Below are 17,642 nucleotides of genomic sequence, written 5' to 3'. Positions count from 1 at the left end.
TAACGAATCGATGATTTTTACAATAGGATCTCCATGCCGCAGAAGGCTGTCCCGATCGGTCCTTTATAGTTCTCGGCAACCTCCGCGGCAAGCTGATCGATGGGCCCAAAATGCGGCAGATGGGTCAGAACAATGCTTTTGACACGCGCCTGATTGGCCAGTCTTCCGACCTCTCCGCTGTTCATATGGCCGTATTTACGGGCGTCTGCGATCTCCTTGTGGAAGGAGGTTTCCGCGATCAGCACATCGGCCTCCGCACAATGCGCGATCAACGATTCATCATAATAGGTATCCGCGGTATACACCAGCTTGCGGTCCCCAATATTGATAATCATGCCCACACAGTAAGCCTCATGAAAGGTTTTGAAGAAGGTGAAATCAAGTCCGAACAAGCTTAGCTTCTCTCCAGCTTCGATCCGGTGGATCTCCGTGCCCATCATCGGTGGATAAGTCAGGTCCTTATCCGCCTCTGCGGCAAAATAAACAGGCAGCGGCTGGCTCCGGTTGCCCAGATCGGTATCGATCAGGCAGGCATACTGCAGGCAGCCCAAATCGGCAACATGATCGTGATGCTTATGCGAGATCATAACCGCATCCAGCCTGTTCAGCGGGATATAACGCTGCACCTGCGCCAGTACGCCGCTGCCGCAGTCAATCAGAAGGGAATACCCCTCATGTTCCAGCAAATAACCGGCTGTCGCTTCTCCGGCTTTGGGGTACGCGCCCCAAGGTCCCAGTACCGTTATTTTCATTTTCTTTTCCCTCCCAATTCATAAAGCAATGCGAGATTATAAGCATCCTGCGCCATATAGTTGCTTGCGAGCTCATGCTTGCCCGATTGAAAAAACATCCGGACAAGTGAGCTGTTAGTCTGCATATGCTGCGTATAAGGGGATAAATAGACCGTTTCCGCTTCCGTCGTATTGCGGATATACTGCTCCAGCTGTAGCTCGTACTCCAGATCCGTTGCGTTGCGGATTCCCCTGATCACCGCGCCGATTCCGTGGGCATTGATATAATCGGCCACAATCCCTTCATAAGGGGCAATGACCGTCCGTGCCGCATACGACTCCGGAATGGAGCTTTGCACGAGCTCCGTCCGCTGCTCCAGGGAGAACAAATGACTCTTCGAGCGGTTGTTCGCGACTACGATATGTATCGTTTTGAATAATTTAAACGCACGTTCAATGACAGATACATGCCCAAGCGTAATAGGATCAAAGCTCCCTGCATAGACAGCCTTCATGATCATTCTCCCTTTACCTGCGCCGCCGAGCGCGGCGACAGCCGATTCTCCTTGCATTGTAACATTAGAACAAGCAACAACCAAGAGGCCGCCAGGCTCGCATTCTATGAATGCGCACCCGACAGCCTCTATTGCAGCCTATACTGCGTCTATTATCCGTTCAATGATCCGCCTACCGTTACGATTTCCGCCCTGCCGACCGGCAGCGGGCTCCCGCTTTCCGGCAGAGGCTCTACCACCTCTTCAATCACATTGCTTTTATACCAGCGGGCAGCCTGGCTGCTGCTCCATGAGAGTTCGGTCGGCTGATTCGTCGTATTAAACCAGCGCAAAATCAGATCGCCCGTCGCTTTGGCAATCTTCACCGTCGACAGCGCCATATTCGCCCCTGACCATTCCACAAACTGGTGTTCCGCAGGCAATGTTCCCTCCTGCACTGCAGTCTGAACCGACATCCACGGCACCTGCTCCTGATAGGCCATCGCATAGGATTTCTCTCGTCCCTCTCCGCCTTCATGGGGGATGAACAGATACTCGGCGGAATGCTTGCCGATACACTGCGCTTCCGGCGTCGGGAACACGCCCCAATCCCCCAGCTCGCCAACGGCGCGCAGCAGGGTAACGGCGATCGTATTGCGTCCATCGCGCAGAACTTCATATTCGTTCAGACCCAGATTGGCAACGGTTATGCCGCCATTCCCGTCGCTTACGTTCACGAACGCCTGCTGATGCTGGGCATTGCTTGGATTGAGCCATTCCTCTGCCGGCTGAAGCTCGCGGACAGCCACTTCGAAGATGGAGTCAACCTGGTGAACGGACGCATCAACATCAGAAGGGAACAACACACGCAGACGGTGGTCCGCAGCCTGATTGTCAAAGCGCGTATGGAAGCGGACAAAAGGATTGCCCTGCTCCAGCGTAACCAGCGTGCTCAATCGCAGGATAACCGTCTTGTCAGAGCGCTGTGCCTTGCGCTGCAGAAAAGGAACGAATTCAGCCATTTCCTGAGCCAGTCTCTCATCCGCTCCCGCCGGAATTTCCCATTCATGAACAATTTCGTAGCTGGTGTGAAATTCCGTATTCTCAAGAAGCGAGATCACGGCCGGATGGCCGAAGGTAGTCAGCGTCTGTTCGCCTTCGGGCTGCTTGTAAATATATTCGTTGCCGATATCTCCCGTGTTGTCGAAAGCGCCCAAATCCTTATACACCCGTCCATTGCGCTTGTCGACAACATGAAGGGTGCCGTCTTCTTGAATGCTCACGGCCAGAAATTCATTTTCCATCGTGCGCGAGTCTTCCGCTCCGGCTTCGGCAGCCGCGGAAGAACCTGCGGACCCTGCTCCGCCTGGCGCATAAGCGAGCGCATAGGTACGGTATCCGAGCGCCGGCACAGCATCTGCATGAAGCGTAATCCGCACCGAGCGGGCCATGTAAGGCTGGCGGAACTTATCCTTGGGCAAATCATAGCCGAAGGTGACGCCCAAATCCTCGATACTGGCAGGTATGGAAAGTCCTTTATCATCAACGACCTTGTAATCGTTCAAATTAATCCGCTTCAATTCATCGATCAGAGCTTCTCTGTCCTTCGAGCCCATTGGCAGCCGCTGAATATCGACTTTGGCATGAACGACGCCGCTCCGCTGCCAGCCGGTCGTATTAAACAGCACAAAAGGAACCGCGTCCCCGCCAAAGGCATCCGCCGTATTGATCCTGGAAATAATCGTCTTCATGCTTTCCTCGGCGATTTCCTCCGCCACCCGGTAGCTCTTGGCGAACCGGGTCATCATCTCGCGGTGCACTTCATCGACGCTGCAGCCGCAGATGCTGTCATGCGGGTGATTCTGCATCAAAGTCTTCCACGCATAAGTGAACAGATGGTGCGGGTAGGGCTTGCCGGTCAGCGCGGCGAGCGCAGCCAGCGGTTCCGCCACCTTCTCCAGCATCGTCTGGCCGCGCTGGTTCTCCTGCTTGATATAAACGCGGGCGGATGCGGTATTCGCAAGCGTAAACCAGCCATCGGTCTGCTGGCTCCGCAGCTCGCCATGAATAACGGCCAGGTCGTCCGGAATCGTAGCTTTGACACTGGCGATATAGTCATCGAAGTTGGAGTGGACGAAGTTCACATCAGGCCGGATTCCGCGTGCCGTATTCAGTGCCGCAGACAGGTCCGTCTGTACGGGCTGGTGGTCGCAGCCGTTCATGAACAGCAGATGCGGGGTTGATGCGAACCGCTCCGCGTCGTTCAGCTTTCTTTTCCAATAGAGCTCCGCTTCTTCGGGATCCGTAGGGATTTCCATGCCGTTATGATACCAGTTGGCGAATAAAATACCGAGCACCTTCGAACCGTCCGGCGATTCCCAGTGCATTTCCGAGAACGTCGAGGAGTAGCTGCCCGAGGATTCATTATTGAAGCCGGTCGGCTTCACGCCCCTGCCGAATATCGCGGTATCAATTCCCGCCTGGCGAAGAATTTGCGGAGCCTGCCCCATATTGCCGAACGAATCGGGAAAATAGCCGACCTTGGATACCTTGTCATACAGGCTGGCATCCTGAAGACCAATCAGCAGATTACGGATATTCGCCTCGCTGCTGGTCAGGAATTCGTCCTGAAGAATATACCAAGGACCAATCTGGATTTGACCATTGCGGATAAAATGCTCCAGCCGGTCCTTCATTTCCGGCCTGACCTGCAAATAATCCTCAAGAATTATCGTCTGCCCATCCAGATGAAAGCTGCGGAATTCGGGGTCTCTCTCCATCAGTCCCAGCAGCGTATCCATCAGCTCGATCAAGCGCACGTGATGCTTCTCATAAGGCATATACCATTCGCGGTCCCAATGGGAATGGGAGATTACATGAACCGTTTTAGCAGAATCAGACATATACACTCTCCTTTTATATAACAAATATACAAATAATAAATGGTCTATTGATTCTAATCTAACTTATCACTCTGTTATTTCCCCGTCAATCGTTTTATTTTCCTTGCACAGTATAGCTTTGAGACCGATTTTTAAACATTTACAAAGACAGTGTATACTTGTATATTTGTTATATAAATTCAGGCTGGAGATGAATCGCTTGACCCAATCCGAAAAACGCATCCCTTTATATATTCAGCTTCGTTCCTTCGTGCTGGAGCAGATCCGGCTGGGGGTCTGGAACAAGGACGACCGGCTGCCGACCGAGCATGAGTTGGCCGCCACGTTTAATGTGAGCCGTATTACCGTCAAAAATGCGCTCCAACAGCTTGTCAAGGAAGGCTTGATTTACCGCATTCAAGGGAAGGGAACCTTTCTGTCCGCCCCTGGTATCGGGGAAAAGCCGATTTATACCGGCGAAGGCAGCGATGCTGACGCACCTGCCGGTACCCGAAAAACGATCGCCTATCTGATGCCCCGTTTGCAGAACGCTTTTACTGCCCATATCCTTGGCGGGATCGAGGAGGTGCTCGTGCAGGCGGGCTACAACCTGCTGTTTTTCAAAACGAATGATTCCCAGGAAACAGAGAGAGAACGGATTCGGCAGGCGGTACGGCTGGGCGTAAAAGGCCTGATCGTCTTCCCGGTGGACGGCGAGCATTATAACGAGGAGCTGGTTCAGCTGACCTTGTCGCGTTTTCCCCTTGTCCTGATCGACCGGGACATGCCGGGAATCGCCGCAAATTGCGTATACTCCGACCACAGCGGAGGTGCATATGAAGCGACCACTCATCTTATTCGTATGGGGCATCGCCGCGTTGCTTATATCGCAACCGGAAAAAGCGGGACGACGAGCGTAGAGGAGCGGATGAACGGATATGAGAAGGCCCTGTTCGATAGCGGGCTCCCCTCCCCTCACAGCCACCGGTTAACAGGAGCGGCTGCGGCCGGGATCGAAGCTTTCCTGGATACGCATCGGGAGACGACGGCCATCTTTGCCGAGAACTCCGGGACCGGCTATGAGGTGATGAGAACGGCCGCCAGACTGGGTATCGCAATACCGGAGCAGTTGTCCCTGGCCTTCTTCGATGATGTGGAGTATGGCGATATGTGGTCTGTTCCCCCTACTGTGGTCATCCAGCAGGATAAGCTGATCGGTCAGGAAGCAGCCCGGCTGCTGCTGTCCGTGATGGCCAATCCCATGCAGGAGCGGCGCAAAATCGTGCTTCCTGCCGAACTGATTGTCCGTGAATCGACCAGGGCTTGTGCAGAAGAACAGGAATAGCTTGAGATAAGCTCAAACGATCCTGTTCCTTACGGGATATTGTCGTACATGCGGCCTATTACAGCCGGGGAAAGATACAGGCTTTCGATTATTTAAAAGCCTGGTGAATTAAACAGGCTGCGCATGCATAGCCAGACCATCAACGGTCTATTAAAGTCGACCATCTTAAATACTGCGCCGTAATGCGCAGGCGAGCGCTCCTCGCGGCACGACGGACAAAGAAAGGAGCCAGACTATGCCGGCAGGACCCCAGCTTATTCTGGATGCGGGAGGCGTACTTGTTACTAATCTTTCCCCCTTGTTATGGCAGCAACTGGCTGCTGAAGCAGCAGTCTCTCACGATCAGCTGGTTGAGGGCTATATGCGGTGCATACGGGAGGATTTATGGAATGGAAAAGCTGAGGAAGCCTCTTTTTGGAACTGGCTGCAGGTTCAATTTCCCGCTCTGCGGGAGGATCGGGCGCGTGAGCTCCTCATCGCGAATTTACAGCCCTTGCCCGCCTTGCAGCTGATACCGTATTGGAGTAAATTCTTCGATATTCATCTGCTCAGCAATCATCGGGCAGAATGGCTGCTGCCTGTTCTGTCACATGTCAGGCATTGTCTGACGAGCATGACGATATCAAGCGAATTCGGCTCCTCCAAGCCGGGTCCCGCCATCTTCGCGCAAGCCGCCTCTCTGCTGCCGCCCGGCAGTCCGACGCTTTATGTCGATGATCAGCAGGAAAACCTGCAGCTGGCCTCGTCCATGGGCTGGCAGACGCTCCGGGCAGACAACAGCGGGAGCTGGGCACGCCAGGTCATCCCTCTCCTTTTGCCCTAACAAGAAGAAAGTGCTGTCGTCGTCCCCTTGCCGGTGCAGTAGTTTCCTTGGAACATAGAAATTTACAGGAGTGAAACTTATACATCCCGTCAGATTAGGTTAAGAAGAAACGACTGAAGCCATCTTGGCAGCACAGTTAGTTTCTTTCCAAAAAACTATCAGAAAAGGATAAGACACATTTTCTGACAGTTCGGGAGGAAACCTGATGTTCTCTGGCGGCACAGCAGGTTTTTTCATCCAGACCTTACCGGCATTTATAAGAGTAAAAAGCCCGGCCCCGATGAATAATCGGTGTCGGGCTTTCTCGTTTAAGACCAGTCAACGCATTAGCTCACGCTCTGCGGATGATTATCGGCGACCAGATCAAGGCTTGCCGCTCTGGCGTTGGTTTCCACCTGCTCCGGACTTTTGCATCCGGGAATGACGCATGTCACGGCCGGATGCTTCAGACACCAAGCCAAGGCCCACTCCGCCATATTGACGTTTGCGGGAACCTCTGTCCTGCTTATTTCCTCCACCCGGCGCAGCCTGGACGCAGTTAGCTCCTTGTCATGGTTCGAGCGCACGTCGTTAGCTGCAAATACGGCTCCCGGCTTGTATTTTCCGCTCAGATAACCGCTTGCGAGCGGAACCCGCGCAAGTACGCCCAGATCTTGCTCGATACAGGAAGGGAATACACGATTCTCCGGAGTCGTATCCAGACGATTATAGACCACCTGGATGGCTTTTGCGTTGACCTTCGAGGCCGCGGCCGTCTGGTGCAAATTATCGTTGCTGCCGATCGAGATGCCAAGGTTGCGTATTTTGCCTGCCTGCACCTGCTTGTCCAGCATCGTCCACAGCTCGTCGTTGTCGAACACCGAATCCGGTCCCGAGTGGAACTGGTACAGATCGATATAGTCGGTCCGCAGCGACTTCAGGGATTCCTCCAGCTGAGTGCGGACTTCATCGGCCGCCCAGTGGGAGGAATTATTTTTGTCCAGAGCGCTGTGCCCGAACTTGGTCGCGATAATCCACTTATCGCGGCTGCCTCTGCGTTCCACGTAATTGCCGATGAAGCTCTCCGACAGATGATGCCCGTAGCATTCCGCCGTATCGAGCAGATTGATGCCGACCTCCTGGGCTTTGTCCAGAATGGCATCCACCTCGTCCTGGGTAAAGTCCTTGCCCCATGCACCTCCGAACTGCCATGTTCCCACACCGACGACCGATACCTTAAGCTCCGTTTTTCCGAGCGTCCTGTACTTCAAGAACATCATCTCCTTTGTTTAAAATATAAGAATGTATAACACCATTTGCTTCTATTTCTGAGGAAAGAAACTGGTTGCGCCCCCAGAGGACGGCGTTAGCCGTTTCTTCTTGACGGATAAACAAATCATATTTTTAATTATAGAAAAGCGGGTAAGCGATTACAAGAACTGAAAAGAAGTTGCCTTACTTACCTCCATGTTATCCATGTGAACCAAACCCGTTCCGATGCTCCAGTTAAGCGAAAGCTTCAGGGCTAAGCTTTCACCTTCTTATATTTCAACAGATAATCGATGCTGCCGATGCGTTTCATCATTCCAAGGCGGAGGTCGAAACCGATAACAATTTGCTGTTGACTCCCTCGCATTACATCCATTATATTTAACGAGTGAAACGTTTCATTTTATGATAATTTCGGGTCCCGGCTTTTCGGACTGCGATCTTATGCACGTTTCTAACACATTTCTGACCGGGAGAAATCCCTCTAGGCTTGCTTTATAAATGTTTTGAGAAGAGGGAATGGTGGCTTATTTCCGCAACGATTAAAGATGTAGCGGCGGCGGCGGGCGTTTCTGTCGGAACCGTATCCAAACTGATTAACAAGTCGGGTTATGTGAGCGACAAAATCAGAGAACGGGTTCTGCTTGCCATAACTCTGCTCAACTATCAGCCCAATGCCGTCGCCAGAAGCCTGAAGCAGTCCAAAACGCATCTGCTGGGTCTCATCGTCGACGACATTTCCAATCCTTCCATCACGAAGATGATGAAGTCGATCGAGGACGCGGCCAGAAATAAAAGCTACAATCTTATTATTTGCTCCCACAATAATGATTCTGATCAAGAGATGAAAGCGTTCCAGTGGCTTCAGGAAAAAAGGGTCGACGGCATCATCGCGATACCCACGGGAGCCGAACTGGATGAGCTCCAGCTGCCAAGCTCCATTCCCATCATGACCGTGGAACGGAAAGTGAAGTACAACCGGTTTTATTCCGTTGTCCATGAGAATATCCATTCTTCCTTCTCGCTTGTGCAGCATCTGTACATCCATGGCTGCCGCCGTCTGCTGTTCATCCATGGGCCGCTTCTGGACCATGTGGAACAAGAGCGGCACCAAGGCATCCGCCAAGCGATCGGGCAGCTGGGTCTGGACCCTGAATTGCAGATATTCCTTGAGGCAGGCACGGACATTAAATCTATTTCCGGCGCAGTGAGCAGTCATCTGGGGAGCTCCGGTCTTCCGGAGGGAATCTATGCCACGAATCGGCTGTCGCTGGCCGGTACAATTCAAGCCTTATGGAGCATGGATATTAAAGTGCCCGGGGACGTTGCAGTCGCAGGCTTTGGCGATATTGATCCTTACGGGATTCTCAGACCGACTTTAACGGCAGCCAAGGAAGACTTCTACGAGGTCGGAAAAATCGCTGCCGAAATTCTTTTTGAACGAATCGAAAATAAAATGCGCTATAACCAACCGAAGGAGTTTATCGTAGCGCCCCGGCTGTTCATTGGAACTTCCTGCGGTTCTCATAGTCACTCCTGATGAAGAGAGCTCCGGAAGTTTTTTTATAAATCCAGTGAAACGTTTCATTGACTAAATAAACGGAGGTTATATTCATGAGCGAACAAAAAGCTGTCATGAAAAAATTGATCAACGACCCTGAGAACGTGGCGGTGGAGATGCTGGAAGGGCTGCTGCTGGCCCATTCCGACCAGTTGAGGAGTGTCCGCAGCGACAACCGCGCTCTAGTCCGGGCCGAAGCTCCGGTCGAAGGCAAAGTGGGGATTGCGACAGGCGGCGGCTCCGGACATTTGCCCCTGTTTCTCGGTTACGTCGGCAAAGGAATGCTGGACGGCGTTGCAGTCGGCGATATTTTCGCCTCGCCGAGCTCGCAGCAGATGCTTGATGTCACCCGTGCAATTAACGGCGGAAAAGGCGTTCTCTATATCTACGGCAACTACGGCGGCGATGTCATGAATTTCGATATGGCCATGGAATTGGCGGATCTTGAGGGCATTCAGGTTGAGCGGGTCGTCGCTACGGATGATGTGGCGTCGATGCCGAAGGGCCATGAAGAACAGCGCCGCGGCGTTGCCGGGATGTTCTATCTGTACAAGCTGGCAGCAGCCAAAGCGGAGCTTGGCGGCAGCCTGGAGGAAGTCAAACGGATTGCCGAGAAGGCCAACGACAATGTGCGAACGATGGGCGTTGCCATGACGCCGTGCATCCTGCCGGCGGTAGGCCGTCCCACTTTTGAAATTGGGGACGGAGAAATGGAAATCGGTATGGGAATCCACGGCGAGCCGGGCATTCACCGCGGTGAGATGAGAACGGCCGATTCCGTGGCGGAGACCCTTGTAGCCTCCATCCTGGACGATATGCCGGTTGAAAAAGGCGGCAGTGTTTCCGTTCTCATCAATGGTCTGGGCGCCACTCCCCTGGAGGAATTGTATATTGTCTACCGGGCCGTTCATCAATTGTTGAAGCAAAGAGATATTACAATCTACAGCCATTATATTGGCGAATATGCCACCTCCCTGGAGATGGCCGGGATGTCCATATCAATCTTGCGTGTCGATGATGAATTCCGCGAGCTGCTCAAATTCCCGTTCACCACACCGTTCCGTATTCAAAATTAAACGAATCGCTGTCCTTTTACTATTCAAGGAGGTAAACCTCATGAAAAACACGCTGAATTTGGAAGACATCCGCAATATTTTGCGGGAAATCGGCAAATTGATGGACGAAAACAAAGAATACTTGTGCAAACTCGACGGCGCGCTGGGAGACGGGGATATCGGGCTTACCATGTCCAAAGGCTTCCGGGCGGTCGTTGATAATCTGCCCAGTATCCAGGAGGAGAATGCAGGTGTGCTGTTGATGAGAAGCGCCATGGTCATGGGCGAAACCGTTGCCTCGACGATGGGGACCTTAATGGCCACTGCGCTGATTCGCGGAGGCAAAGCCGTCCAGGGCAAAACGGAATTGAGTGTCGAGGATCTCTCAGCCCTGACCCGGGCGATGGCGGAAGGCCTGATGGAGCGCGGCAAAGCCAAAGTAGGCGATAAAACCATTCTGGATTCGATCTTTCCAGCGGTGGAAGCGATTGAGTCGGCCCAGCGGGATGGAAAATCGCTGAAGGAAGCCATCAGTTCAGCCTATGAAGCTGCCGCAAAGGGAACGCAGGCGACCATCGACATGCAATCCCGGCACGGCAGAGCAGGGCGTTATCTCGAACGCTCGATCGGTCACCAGGACCCGGGAGCAACAGTAGGCTCTCTCTTCTTCAAGGGGTTCGATAACTATATCCAATCCCTCGCTTAAGCTAATCACATGCAAAATCCGGCCCTCGTCCAAATACGGGGGCTTTCTTCTGCTCCACAAGAAGTGCGTGAGAACTTCAAAAGTCAAAAAAAGCCAGGCTCCGATAAATAACCGGAGCCTGGCTCATCTGCAACCCCAAAAAAAGTTGCAGGATTTATGCTTTTGCAATTGGCACTTGGAATTTGGAATTTGCACTTGCACTTGGCACTTGCACTTGGCACTTGCACTTGGCACTTGCACTTGGCACTTGCACTTGCACTTGCACTTGCACTTGCACTTGCACTTGCACTTGCACTTGGCACTTGCACTTGGCACTTGCACTTGGCACTTGCACTTGGCACTTGGTATTTGCACTTGCAGTGTATTTAGCGCGGAGCGGGCGGAATCGTTCTGGAGAAACGATAGTGGTCGCCTTTGTCTCCGGATTTCTACAGCTGAGTGTTTTATACAATCAGGAAATCCGGGGACAACAGCGATCGTAAGAATGATCCGAACGCGCAGCGTGCCTTTGCTCTTAGCTTTTGCTCTTAGCTTTGCTCTTAGCTTTTTGCGCATAAGTCCCTTATTCTTAATCCCTTGCAATTGAAATCAAGCTTTTAAAAAGTAAAACCTACAAACTGACCACCGTACCATTGGCCTGCGACTCAAAAGCGGCCAAAATGACAGCCAGCGACTTGCGGCCTTCTTCCCCGGAGATTACCGGCGGCGTATTCGTCACGATGCTTTCAACGAAAGCCTCGATAACTCCGCTTGTCTCCTGCTTTTCATTCGTCGAGATCGCGCCGACTTTATAACGCTCAACCGTGCCGTCCCGCAGCTCCAGAATAATTTGATCCTCCGGGTCGGTTCCGATCTTGATAACGCCATTCTCGCACCACAGCACCGTGCTGTTGTCTTCGCCTTTATAGTACGTCCAGCTGGCAACCAGCGTACCGATTGCGCCGCTTTTCATACGAAGCAGCACCGTGGCGTTGTCATCCACTTTCGTATTCTTCTTGTCCAGGGTTCCGATGAACGCTGTCACCTGAGCGACCTCGTCGTCCAGCAAATAGCGGATTAGGTCGGACTTGTGCACGCCAAGATCGCCCATCGCGCCCATAATAGCCTCTTCCTTGCGGAAGAACCAGCTGCCGGGGCCGTCGATGCTCCAGAATTCCGGTCCAGGGTGTCCGAACGAGGTGCGGAAAGTCAAAACGCGTCCGAGTCCTGCAGTCTCCAGCAGTTCCTTCGCTTTTACATGTGGCGGCATCAACCGTTGGTTGTGTCCCACCATCAAAAACACGTTATTTTGGCTGGCCGCATCAATCATCGCTGCGGCTTCCTCATCGGTTACAGCCATCGGCTTCTCAACAAGTACGTGAGCGCCGGCATTGGCCGCCGCAATCGCTACTGTGGCATGCAGGTAGTTGGGCGTACAGACGCTGACTGCATCCGGTTTGATCTCGGCAAGCATGTCCTCATAGTTGGCAAACGCTTTGGCGCCGTATTGGTCGGCATATTTCTGCGCACGCTCCGTTACGGGATCACAGAATGCAACAAGCTCCACATTCGGGTTTGGCGCATATTCGATGATATGCCTTTTCTCGGCAATGGATCCGCAGCCAACGACTGCCACTCTGATTTTACTCATAATATGAACAACTCTCCTCTTTCATGAATGTGAATGTTTTTTTGGACTTACGCTTTATAACCGTTTTCCTTCAACCAGTTCATGCTGGTTTGCACCGATTCCAGCGGCGGGTTCGCACAAGTGTCCTGCTCGACTATAAGCCATTCCACATCAGCCTGCTTGGCTGCTGCGATGATGTCGTTAAGGGCCAGATCGCCTTGTCCCAGCTCGACGGTGTCAATCGACTTGCCTTCACTCTTGCGGAAATCCTTCAAGTGCAGCAGCGGCAGTCTGCCTTTATACTTCGCGATATAAGCAAGCGGGTCCTGCTTCGCATACTGCACCCAGCCGATATCCATCTCGACCTTCAGCAGATCGGCATCAATATGGCTGTACATGGCATCGAACACGAACTCGCCATCGATTTTGCTGGCGAATTCAAAATCATGATTATGATAGGCAAATTCCAGGCCTTCCTCTTTCAAACGCTTGCCGATAGCGGCAAATTTCTTGAAAAGATCCTGCCAGAACGCTTCGCCGCCGCTAAGCAGATCCGCCGAAAGGTATGGACAAATTACATAGCTTGCCCCCACTGTTTTCAAAAAAGCTATTTCTTCTTCCAGATTCTCCGTCAGACGCTGCAGGCTGACATGGCTTCCGAAAGCCTCAATGCCCAGCTCCTTCAGCAGATCGCGCATCTCTTCAGCGGAAGCGCCTCCATAACCGGCGAACTCTACGCCTTCATATCCCATTTCGGCAACCTGACGCAGCGTTCCGTTAAAATCCGAAGCCATAACGTCGCGCAGCGTATATAATTGCAAGCCGATTTTCATATTTGCCATCCTCCTTCTTCTGTTTACCGATCTGACAATCATTATAGTGGAAAAGCTTCCGCAAGGAGATGTAGAATATACTTATGACATGAACAATAATGCTACTAAATGAGGTTAGCCGTTATGTATAACGATGTGATGCTTTGCAGCTATTCCTATCATTCGCATCCGTTCCAGGTCGAATATTCCGAAGGCCTGTCCACCTATCTGTTTCGCCTTCAGACTGAAGGCTCCTGCGAGGCGCTGGTAAATGGCCGTATGGAGCGGATTGAGGCCGGTGATCTGCTGCTGTTCAAGCCCGGAGATCCCTATGAGCTTAACATCGTGGCCGGAAGCCAAACAACCGAAGCCGATAAACCGCAGGCGTCGAGCGGCGATTATTTCGTCATTTGCAACGGACCGTGGCTGGACGAATGGTGGGCCAGGAAGGAACGCCCGCAGAAGACGAAAATCGTTTCCGATGAGCGGCTGTTGTCCATATGGAGGGCGCTTGTCCTTGAGAAACGGCGGTTTGAGCAGGAAGACCGGGAAATGGCCGATTATTTGCTGCGCTCCTTATGCCTGGGGCTGGACCGCGCAGTCGCCACACAGTCCGTGCTTCACGGCAAATCCTTTATCGCCACACGCATGAAAAATTTCATCGACGAACAGGCCGGTGGGCCTTTTCTTATTCAGGATGTCGCCAGCCATGTCGGGCTTAGCGTTTCCCGCACGGTTCATTTATTCAAGGAATGCTTCGGCGTTACCATTATTCAGTATACCCAGGATGTCCGCTTATCCATGGCGATGGAGCGGATGAAATTCAGCACCATGCCGCTCGAACAAATTGCCGAGACCTGCGGATTCGGCAGCTATTCCTATTTTTATCGTATTTTCCGCCGGCAGTTTGGCATGTCACCCGCTGTATATAGAGAGCAGCAGATCTAGCCCGAGCCTTAGCAGAAGCACACTTGCGCAAAAATAGCGCTGACCTCCCCAGATGGAGAGATCAGCGCTTTCTTTAAAACCGGGACGCCCTTAATATGCGGCGACGCCCAGCATCTTGATGGTTTCTTCAATAAAATACGGTTCATCCTCCGGCGTTCGCGAGGTAATCAGATTCTCATCCACTACCACCGCGTTGTCAATAAAACGGCCGCCCGCATCATTTATTTCTTCATGCAGCTCCGGATAGGCGGTAATATTCCTGCCCTCCAGAAGCTTCGCCCTTACCAGCAGCTGCGGACCATGACAAATCGCCGCAATGACCTTGTGGTTTTTGTCCATTTGCTTGATAAACTCGATGACCGGCTCGCTGTCGATCAGATGGGAAGGTGATTTGCCTCCCGGTATGATGACTGCATCATAATGAGCCGCATCAGCTTCATCTGCTGACAGATGCGACGTGTAGGTGACCGTTCCGTTTTTACCGGTCAGCTCCGCACCTTTTTCCAGACTGATGATGACCGCTTCATGGCCATTTTTAACTATAGCTTCATAAGGGTTTTTCATCTCGGAATCTTCAAAGTCATTAGCCAATAAGAAAGCTACCCTCTTCGCTTGCTCCATCATAAGGCCCACTTCCCCTCTCGAGTGATAAGAAGAACCTGCAATAGCAGGTATATGGTCTATTACCCACTATGTGAAGACCTGAGACGCTTCGTCTGTAAATCAGCAATCAACCTCATTAGATCTGATTGATTATTGCAATCAACATGATCATTTCATGTATTTCGATCACCCGGTAGGCCACAGAAAAAAAGAGCAGCGGTCCGTCCGCTGCTCAGTTTTGCATCCCTTATTTTCTGATTTTAAGCTTGCCCGTTTTCCCGTTTCGCCTTCAGCCACTTGGGAGCCCCTTTATTCTTGCGGTCATGCTCGATTTCTTTCTTCGATTTGACCGGTTGAATGGTTTTCTCCGCTTTTCCCTTGCCTTGCTTTTTGCCGCCTTTACCCTTCGTTGCAGCGTTCTTCGAAGTTAAGGACTTGGCTGCCCTGCCAAGCGGCTTTCGCTCGCCTGCTCCTGCTGATGCCCTGTCCGTTCTTGGCGCTAGCTCGGCTGCTCCATCCGAAGATGAACTTATTGCACGGCGAGACAGCTCTGCACCACCTGCCTGCGGCTTTCTTGATGCAAGCCGGGGCAGACTTCCCGCTGCTGTGCCGGAGCTCGCCGTGGCAGCAAGCTGATCCTGATGATGCCCATTCACAGCTTGTTTCGGCTTGTCCGCAGATGACTGACTCTCATTCTCCGGTGCATTTGCGGTATCCTTTGTTGTATCGGCAGAGCTTCCAGCCCTTTGGAACGTTTTCTTCATTGTCTCTCGGCCTGCCCGCCTTTGGGCCGCAGCCGCTTCGTCCAACTGCCTGCCATACGATTTGCTGCCGCGGACCGCCCCATTGTCTCCCAGGTCGACCAGCTTGCCGCGGTACATCACCTTCTCCCGCAAATCAATGCCCAGCTGCTTGCGGAACTTATCCATTATAAACAGCTGCTGCGTTGTGACGATGGATACTACAGTTCCCGGCTTGCCCATCCGGCCTGTCCGGCCGGACCGGTGAACATAATGATCCGCATCAAGAGCAGGGTCCAGATGGACCACGAGCGGCAAATCCACAATATCAAGTCCCCGTGCCGCAATATCCGTTGCCAGCATCAACTGGATGCGGCCTTCGCGAAATCGCTGTAGCGTACCGGCTCTCCGCTGCTTGTCCGAATCTCCGTAGAGCGTTTCAATCTGGAAGCCTTCATAACCGAATTTAGCCTCATAGTTGGCAATTTCATCCGTTTCATTGATAAACAGAAGCGCTGTTTTGGGCTCCAGCATGCGAATGAGACGTCTTGCCGTGTCTACCTTATCCCTCTTGTCGCAGACGAGAAAATAATGGTTTACATTTTCAAGCGCCTGGCTGTTCCCCGTGGCATCAACCCGCTCAGGCTCGCGCATCCATCTTGCTTCCACCTTCTCCATCTCCACCGGGCGCGTTGCCGAGAAGAACGCAATCTGCCGGTCGCGTTTCATCGCCTTCAGAAGGGTCTCTACCTCTCTGGTCGATCCCAGATTAAACACCTGATCCGCTTCATCGATCACGACCAATTTAATATGATGAAGCTTCAGCTTGCCTGCAGCCATAATTTCATGAATCCGGCCCGGCGTACCCACGACAATATGCGGATGCAGCCTGAGCTTGTCCACTTGACGCTGCATCGCAGCGCCTCCAATGAGCTGCTGTGTCTTAATACCAAGCGGCTCCCCGTAATGCTCTGCAACCCGGAATATCTGCATGGCCAGTTCCTGCGTAGGCGCGAGCACCATGACCTGCACGCCGGAATTTTCCGTATCTACCCGCTGCAGGGCAGGCAGCATATAGGCCAACGTCTTTCCCGTCCCCGTTTGCGACTTCGCCGATACATCGCGGCCTTCAAGCAGCAGCGGAATAGCTGCTTCCTGCACGGCCGTCGGTGTTTCAATATGATTCGCTGCGAGCGCTGCCACAAGCAGCGGATTCAGCTCAAAAGATTCCCATGTTCCGTTCATCATGTCCCTCATTCCTTCTATAATAAGCACTTCTATTTCCGGTTGAGCCAGCGCCCGGCAACACGATCCGCCAGACGCGGAAACAAACCGTACAAACGAATACCGATCGCAGCGGATAATGGCATATCCACTTCAAGCGTCTTCCGCTCGATAATCTTTACAATTGCGTCTGCCACCTGCTGCGGTGTCATCATAAAGCGCCGTACGTTGTTGAAATAAGTCCCTCCCGGATCAGCAGCCTGCAAAAAAGGCGTGTCGATCGGACCGGGATTAACTGCCGATACCGTAATGCCCATTGGTGCCAGCTCAGCCCGCATAGCATTCGTCAGCCCCAGCACAGCATGCTTCGTGGCTGCATACCCCGAAGCTTTTGGCGTGCTTATTTTACCAGCCATGGAGGCCACATTGATAATATGGCCAAAGCCCTGATGACGCATATAGGGCAGTACAGCTTTTGCGCATCTTACCGTACCCATATAATTGGTATCCATCATGCTTTCGAAGCGCTCCACTTCCGCTTCGGCGAAAGTCTCGAACAGGCCGAAGCCTGCATTGTTAAGAAGCACATCAATGGTGCCAAACTCCTCATATATACGCCGGATGACCTGCTGAATCTCATTATTATCCGTAACATCCATCCGGTAGCATCCATGTCTGCCATCAAGTGCCGCCGATGTTTCCTTCAACCGGCTTTCATGACGTCCGGTTATAACTGGAATCGCTCCGCGCTTAGCCAGCTTTTTAGCCGTCTCAGCACCTATACCGCTTGTTCCTCCGGTTATTATAACAACCTTATTACGAATCAACGTTCATCACCCGAACTTCAGTTTACTTCAAGCT

15 protein-coding genes are annotated in these 17,642 nt (G+C 52.4%); 6 read left to right on the top strand and 9 right to left on the bottom strand.

Annotation, left to right across the window (positions count from 1 at the left end):
• Positions 1-17 precede the first annotated feature (17 nt).
• From AC0YNV_RS17240 to AC0YNV_RS17230, 3 genes are all read right to left on the bottom strand, one after another.
• On the bottom strand, positions 18-752 hold the full coding sequence (locus tag AC0YNV_RS17240; protein ID WP_475769144.1) for an MBL fold metallo-hydrolase: 735 nt from the start codon (positions 750-752) through the stop codon (positions 18-20).
• On the bottom strand, positions 749-1,246 hold the full coding sequence (gene coaD / locus AC0YNV_RS17235) for a pantetheine-phosphate adenylyltransferase (RefSeq protein WP_210037198.1): 498 nt from the start codon (positions 1,244-1,246) through the stop codon (positions 749-751). The genes AC0YNV_RS17240 and coaD overlap by 4 nt, the downstream gene beginning before the upstream one ends.
• 152 nt (positions 1,247-1,398) lie before the next feature.
• A complete protein-coding gene (locus tag AC0YNV_RS17230) occupies positions 1,399-4,128 on the bottom strand; it encodes an alpha-mannosidase (RefSeq protein ID WP_475769143.1) in 2,730 nt (909 codons plus the stop codon).
• A 199-nt stretch (positions 4,129-4,327) separates the two neighbouring features.
• Here AC0YNV_RS17230 and AC0YNV_RS17225 point away from each other — a divergent pair, with 199 nt between their 5' ends.
• Both AC0YNV_RS17225 and AC0YNV_RS17220 read left to right on the top strand, forming a co-directional pair.
• Positions 4,328-5,452, top strand: coding sequence for a GntR family transcriptional regulator (locus tag AC0YNV_RS17225; protein WP_475769142.1), 1,125 nt, complete (start codon positions 4,328-4,330; stop codon positions 5,450-5,452).
• Between the two features lie 235 nt (positions 5,453-5,687).
• Positions 5,688-6,275 (top strand): HAD family hydrolase, encoded by a 588-nt coding sequence (locus AC0YNV_RS17220; RefSeq protein WP_475769141.1) that lies wholly within the window; start codon positions 5,688-5,690, stop codon positions 6,273-6,275.
• A 326-nt stretch (positions 6,276-6,601) separates the two neighbouring features.
• On the opposite strand, the gene AC0YNV_RS17215 is transcribed toward AC0YNV_RS17220, so the two are convergent.
• Positions 6,602-7,525 carry an aldo/keto reductase gene (locus AC0YNV_RS17215; RefSeq protein ID WP_475769140.1) on the bottom strand — a complete coding sequence of 308 codons (924 nt, stop codon included), beginning with the start codon at positions 7,523-7,525 and terminating at the stop codon, positions 6,602-6,604.
• A gap of 488 nt (positions 7,526-8,013) precedes the next feature.
• On the opposite strand from AC0YNV_RS17215, the gene AC0YNV_RS17210 reads away from it, so the two are divergent.
• From AC0YNV_RS17210 to dhaL, 3 genes are all read left to right on the top strand, one after another.
• The gene (locus tag AC0YNV_RS17210; protein ID WP_475769139.1) at positions 8,014-9,063 is read left to right on the top strand and encodes a LacI family DNA-binding transcriptional regulator; all 1,050 of its coding nucleotides are present in this window, start codon (positions 8,014-8,016) and stop codon (positions 9,061-9,063) included.
• A 95-nt stretch (positions 9,064-9,158) separates the two neighbouring features.
• Positions 9,159-10,160, top strand: coding sequence for a dihydroxyacetone kinase subunit DhaK (locus AC0YNV_RS17205; protein ID WP_210037623.1), 1,002 nt, complete (start codon positions 9,159-9,161; stop codon positions 10,158-10,160).
• 40 nt (positions 10,161-10,200) lie between these two features.
• Positions 10,201-10,845: a dihydroxyacetone kinase subunit DhaL gene (gene dhaL, locus AC0YNV_RS17200; protein ID WP_475769138.1), complete on the top strand. Its 645-nt coding sequence runs from the start codon at positions 10,201-10,203 to the stop codon at positions 10,843-10,845.
• A gap of 610 nt (positions 10,846-11,455) precedes the next feature.
• Here the strand turns inward: dhaL and AC0YNV_RS17195 are convergent.
• Together AC0YNV_RS17195 and AC0YNV_RS17190 are read right to left on the bottom strand one after the other, a co-directional pair.
• Entirely contained in the window at positions 11,456-12,475 is a 1,020-nt protein-coding gene (locus tag AC0YNV_RS17195) for a Gfo/Idh/MocA family protein (protein ID WP_210037191.1), read from the bottom strand.
• A gap of 47 nt (positions 12,476-12,522) precedes the next feature.
• Positions 12,523-13,296: a sugar phosphate isomerase/epimerase family protein gene (locus AC0YNV_RS17190; protein WP_475769137.1), complete on the bottom strand. Its 774-nt coding sequence runs from the start codon at positions 13,294-13,296 to the stop codon at positions 12,523-12,525.
• 114 nt (positions 13,297-13,410) lie between these two features.
• Here AC0YNV_RS17190 and AC0YNV_RS17185 point away from each other — a divergent pair, with 114 nt between their 5' ends.
• Positions 13,411-14,214, top strand: coding sequence for an AraC family transcriptional regulator (locus AC0YNV_RS17185; protein ID WP_210037189.1), 804 nt, complete (start codon positions 13,411-13,413; stop codon positions 14,212-14,214).
• 90 nt (positions 14,215-14,304) lie between these two features.
• Here AC0YNV_RS17185 and AC0YNV_RS17180 read toward each other — a convergent pair whose 3' ends face one another.
• The 3 genes from AC0YNV_RS17180 to AC0YNV_RS17170 all read right to left on the bottom strand — a co-directional run bounded on the left by AC0YNV_RS17180 (position 14,305) and on the right by AC0YNV_RS17170 (position 17,608).
• Entirely contained in the window at positions 14,305-14,838 is a 534-nt protein-coding gene (locus AC0YNV_RS17180; RefSeq protein WP_475769136.1) for a type 1 glutamine amidotransferase domain-containing protein, read from the bottom strand.
• Between the two features lie 239 nt (positions 14,839-15,077).
• On the bottom strand, positions 15,078-16,805 hold the full coding sequence (locus AC0YNV_RS17175) for a DEAD/DEAH box helicase (protein ID WP_475769135.1): 1,728 nt from the start codon (positions 16,803-16,805) through the stop codon (positions 15,078-15,080).
• Positions 16,806-16,834: 29 nt separating this feature from the next.
• Entirely contained in the window at positions 16,835-17,608 is a 774-nt protein-coding gene (locus AC0YNV_RS17170) for an SDR family NAD(P)-dependent oxidoreductase (protein ID WP_475769134.1), read from the bottom strand.
• Positions 17,609-17,642 lie beyond the last annotated feature (34 nt).

The sequence above is a fragment of the Paenibacillus sp. JT31N11 genome (assembly GCF_056269285.1).
This window is presented reverse-complemented; position numbering and strand designations above follow the sequence as displayed.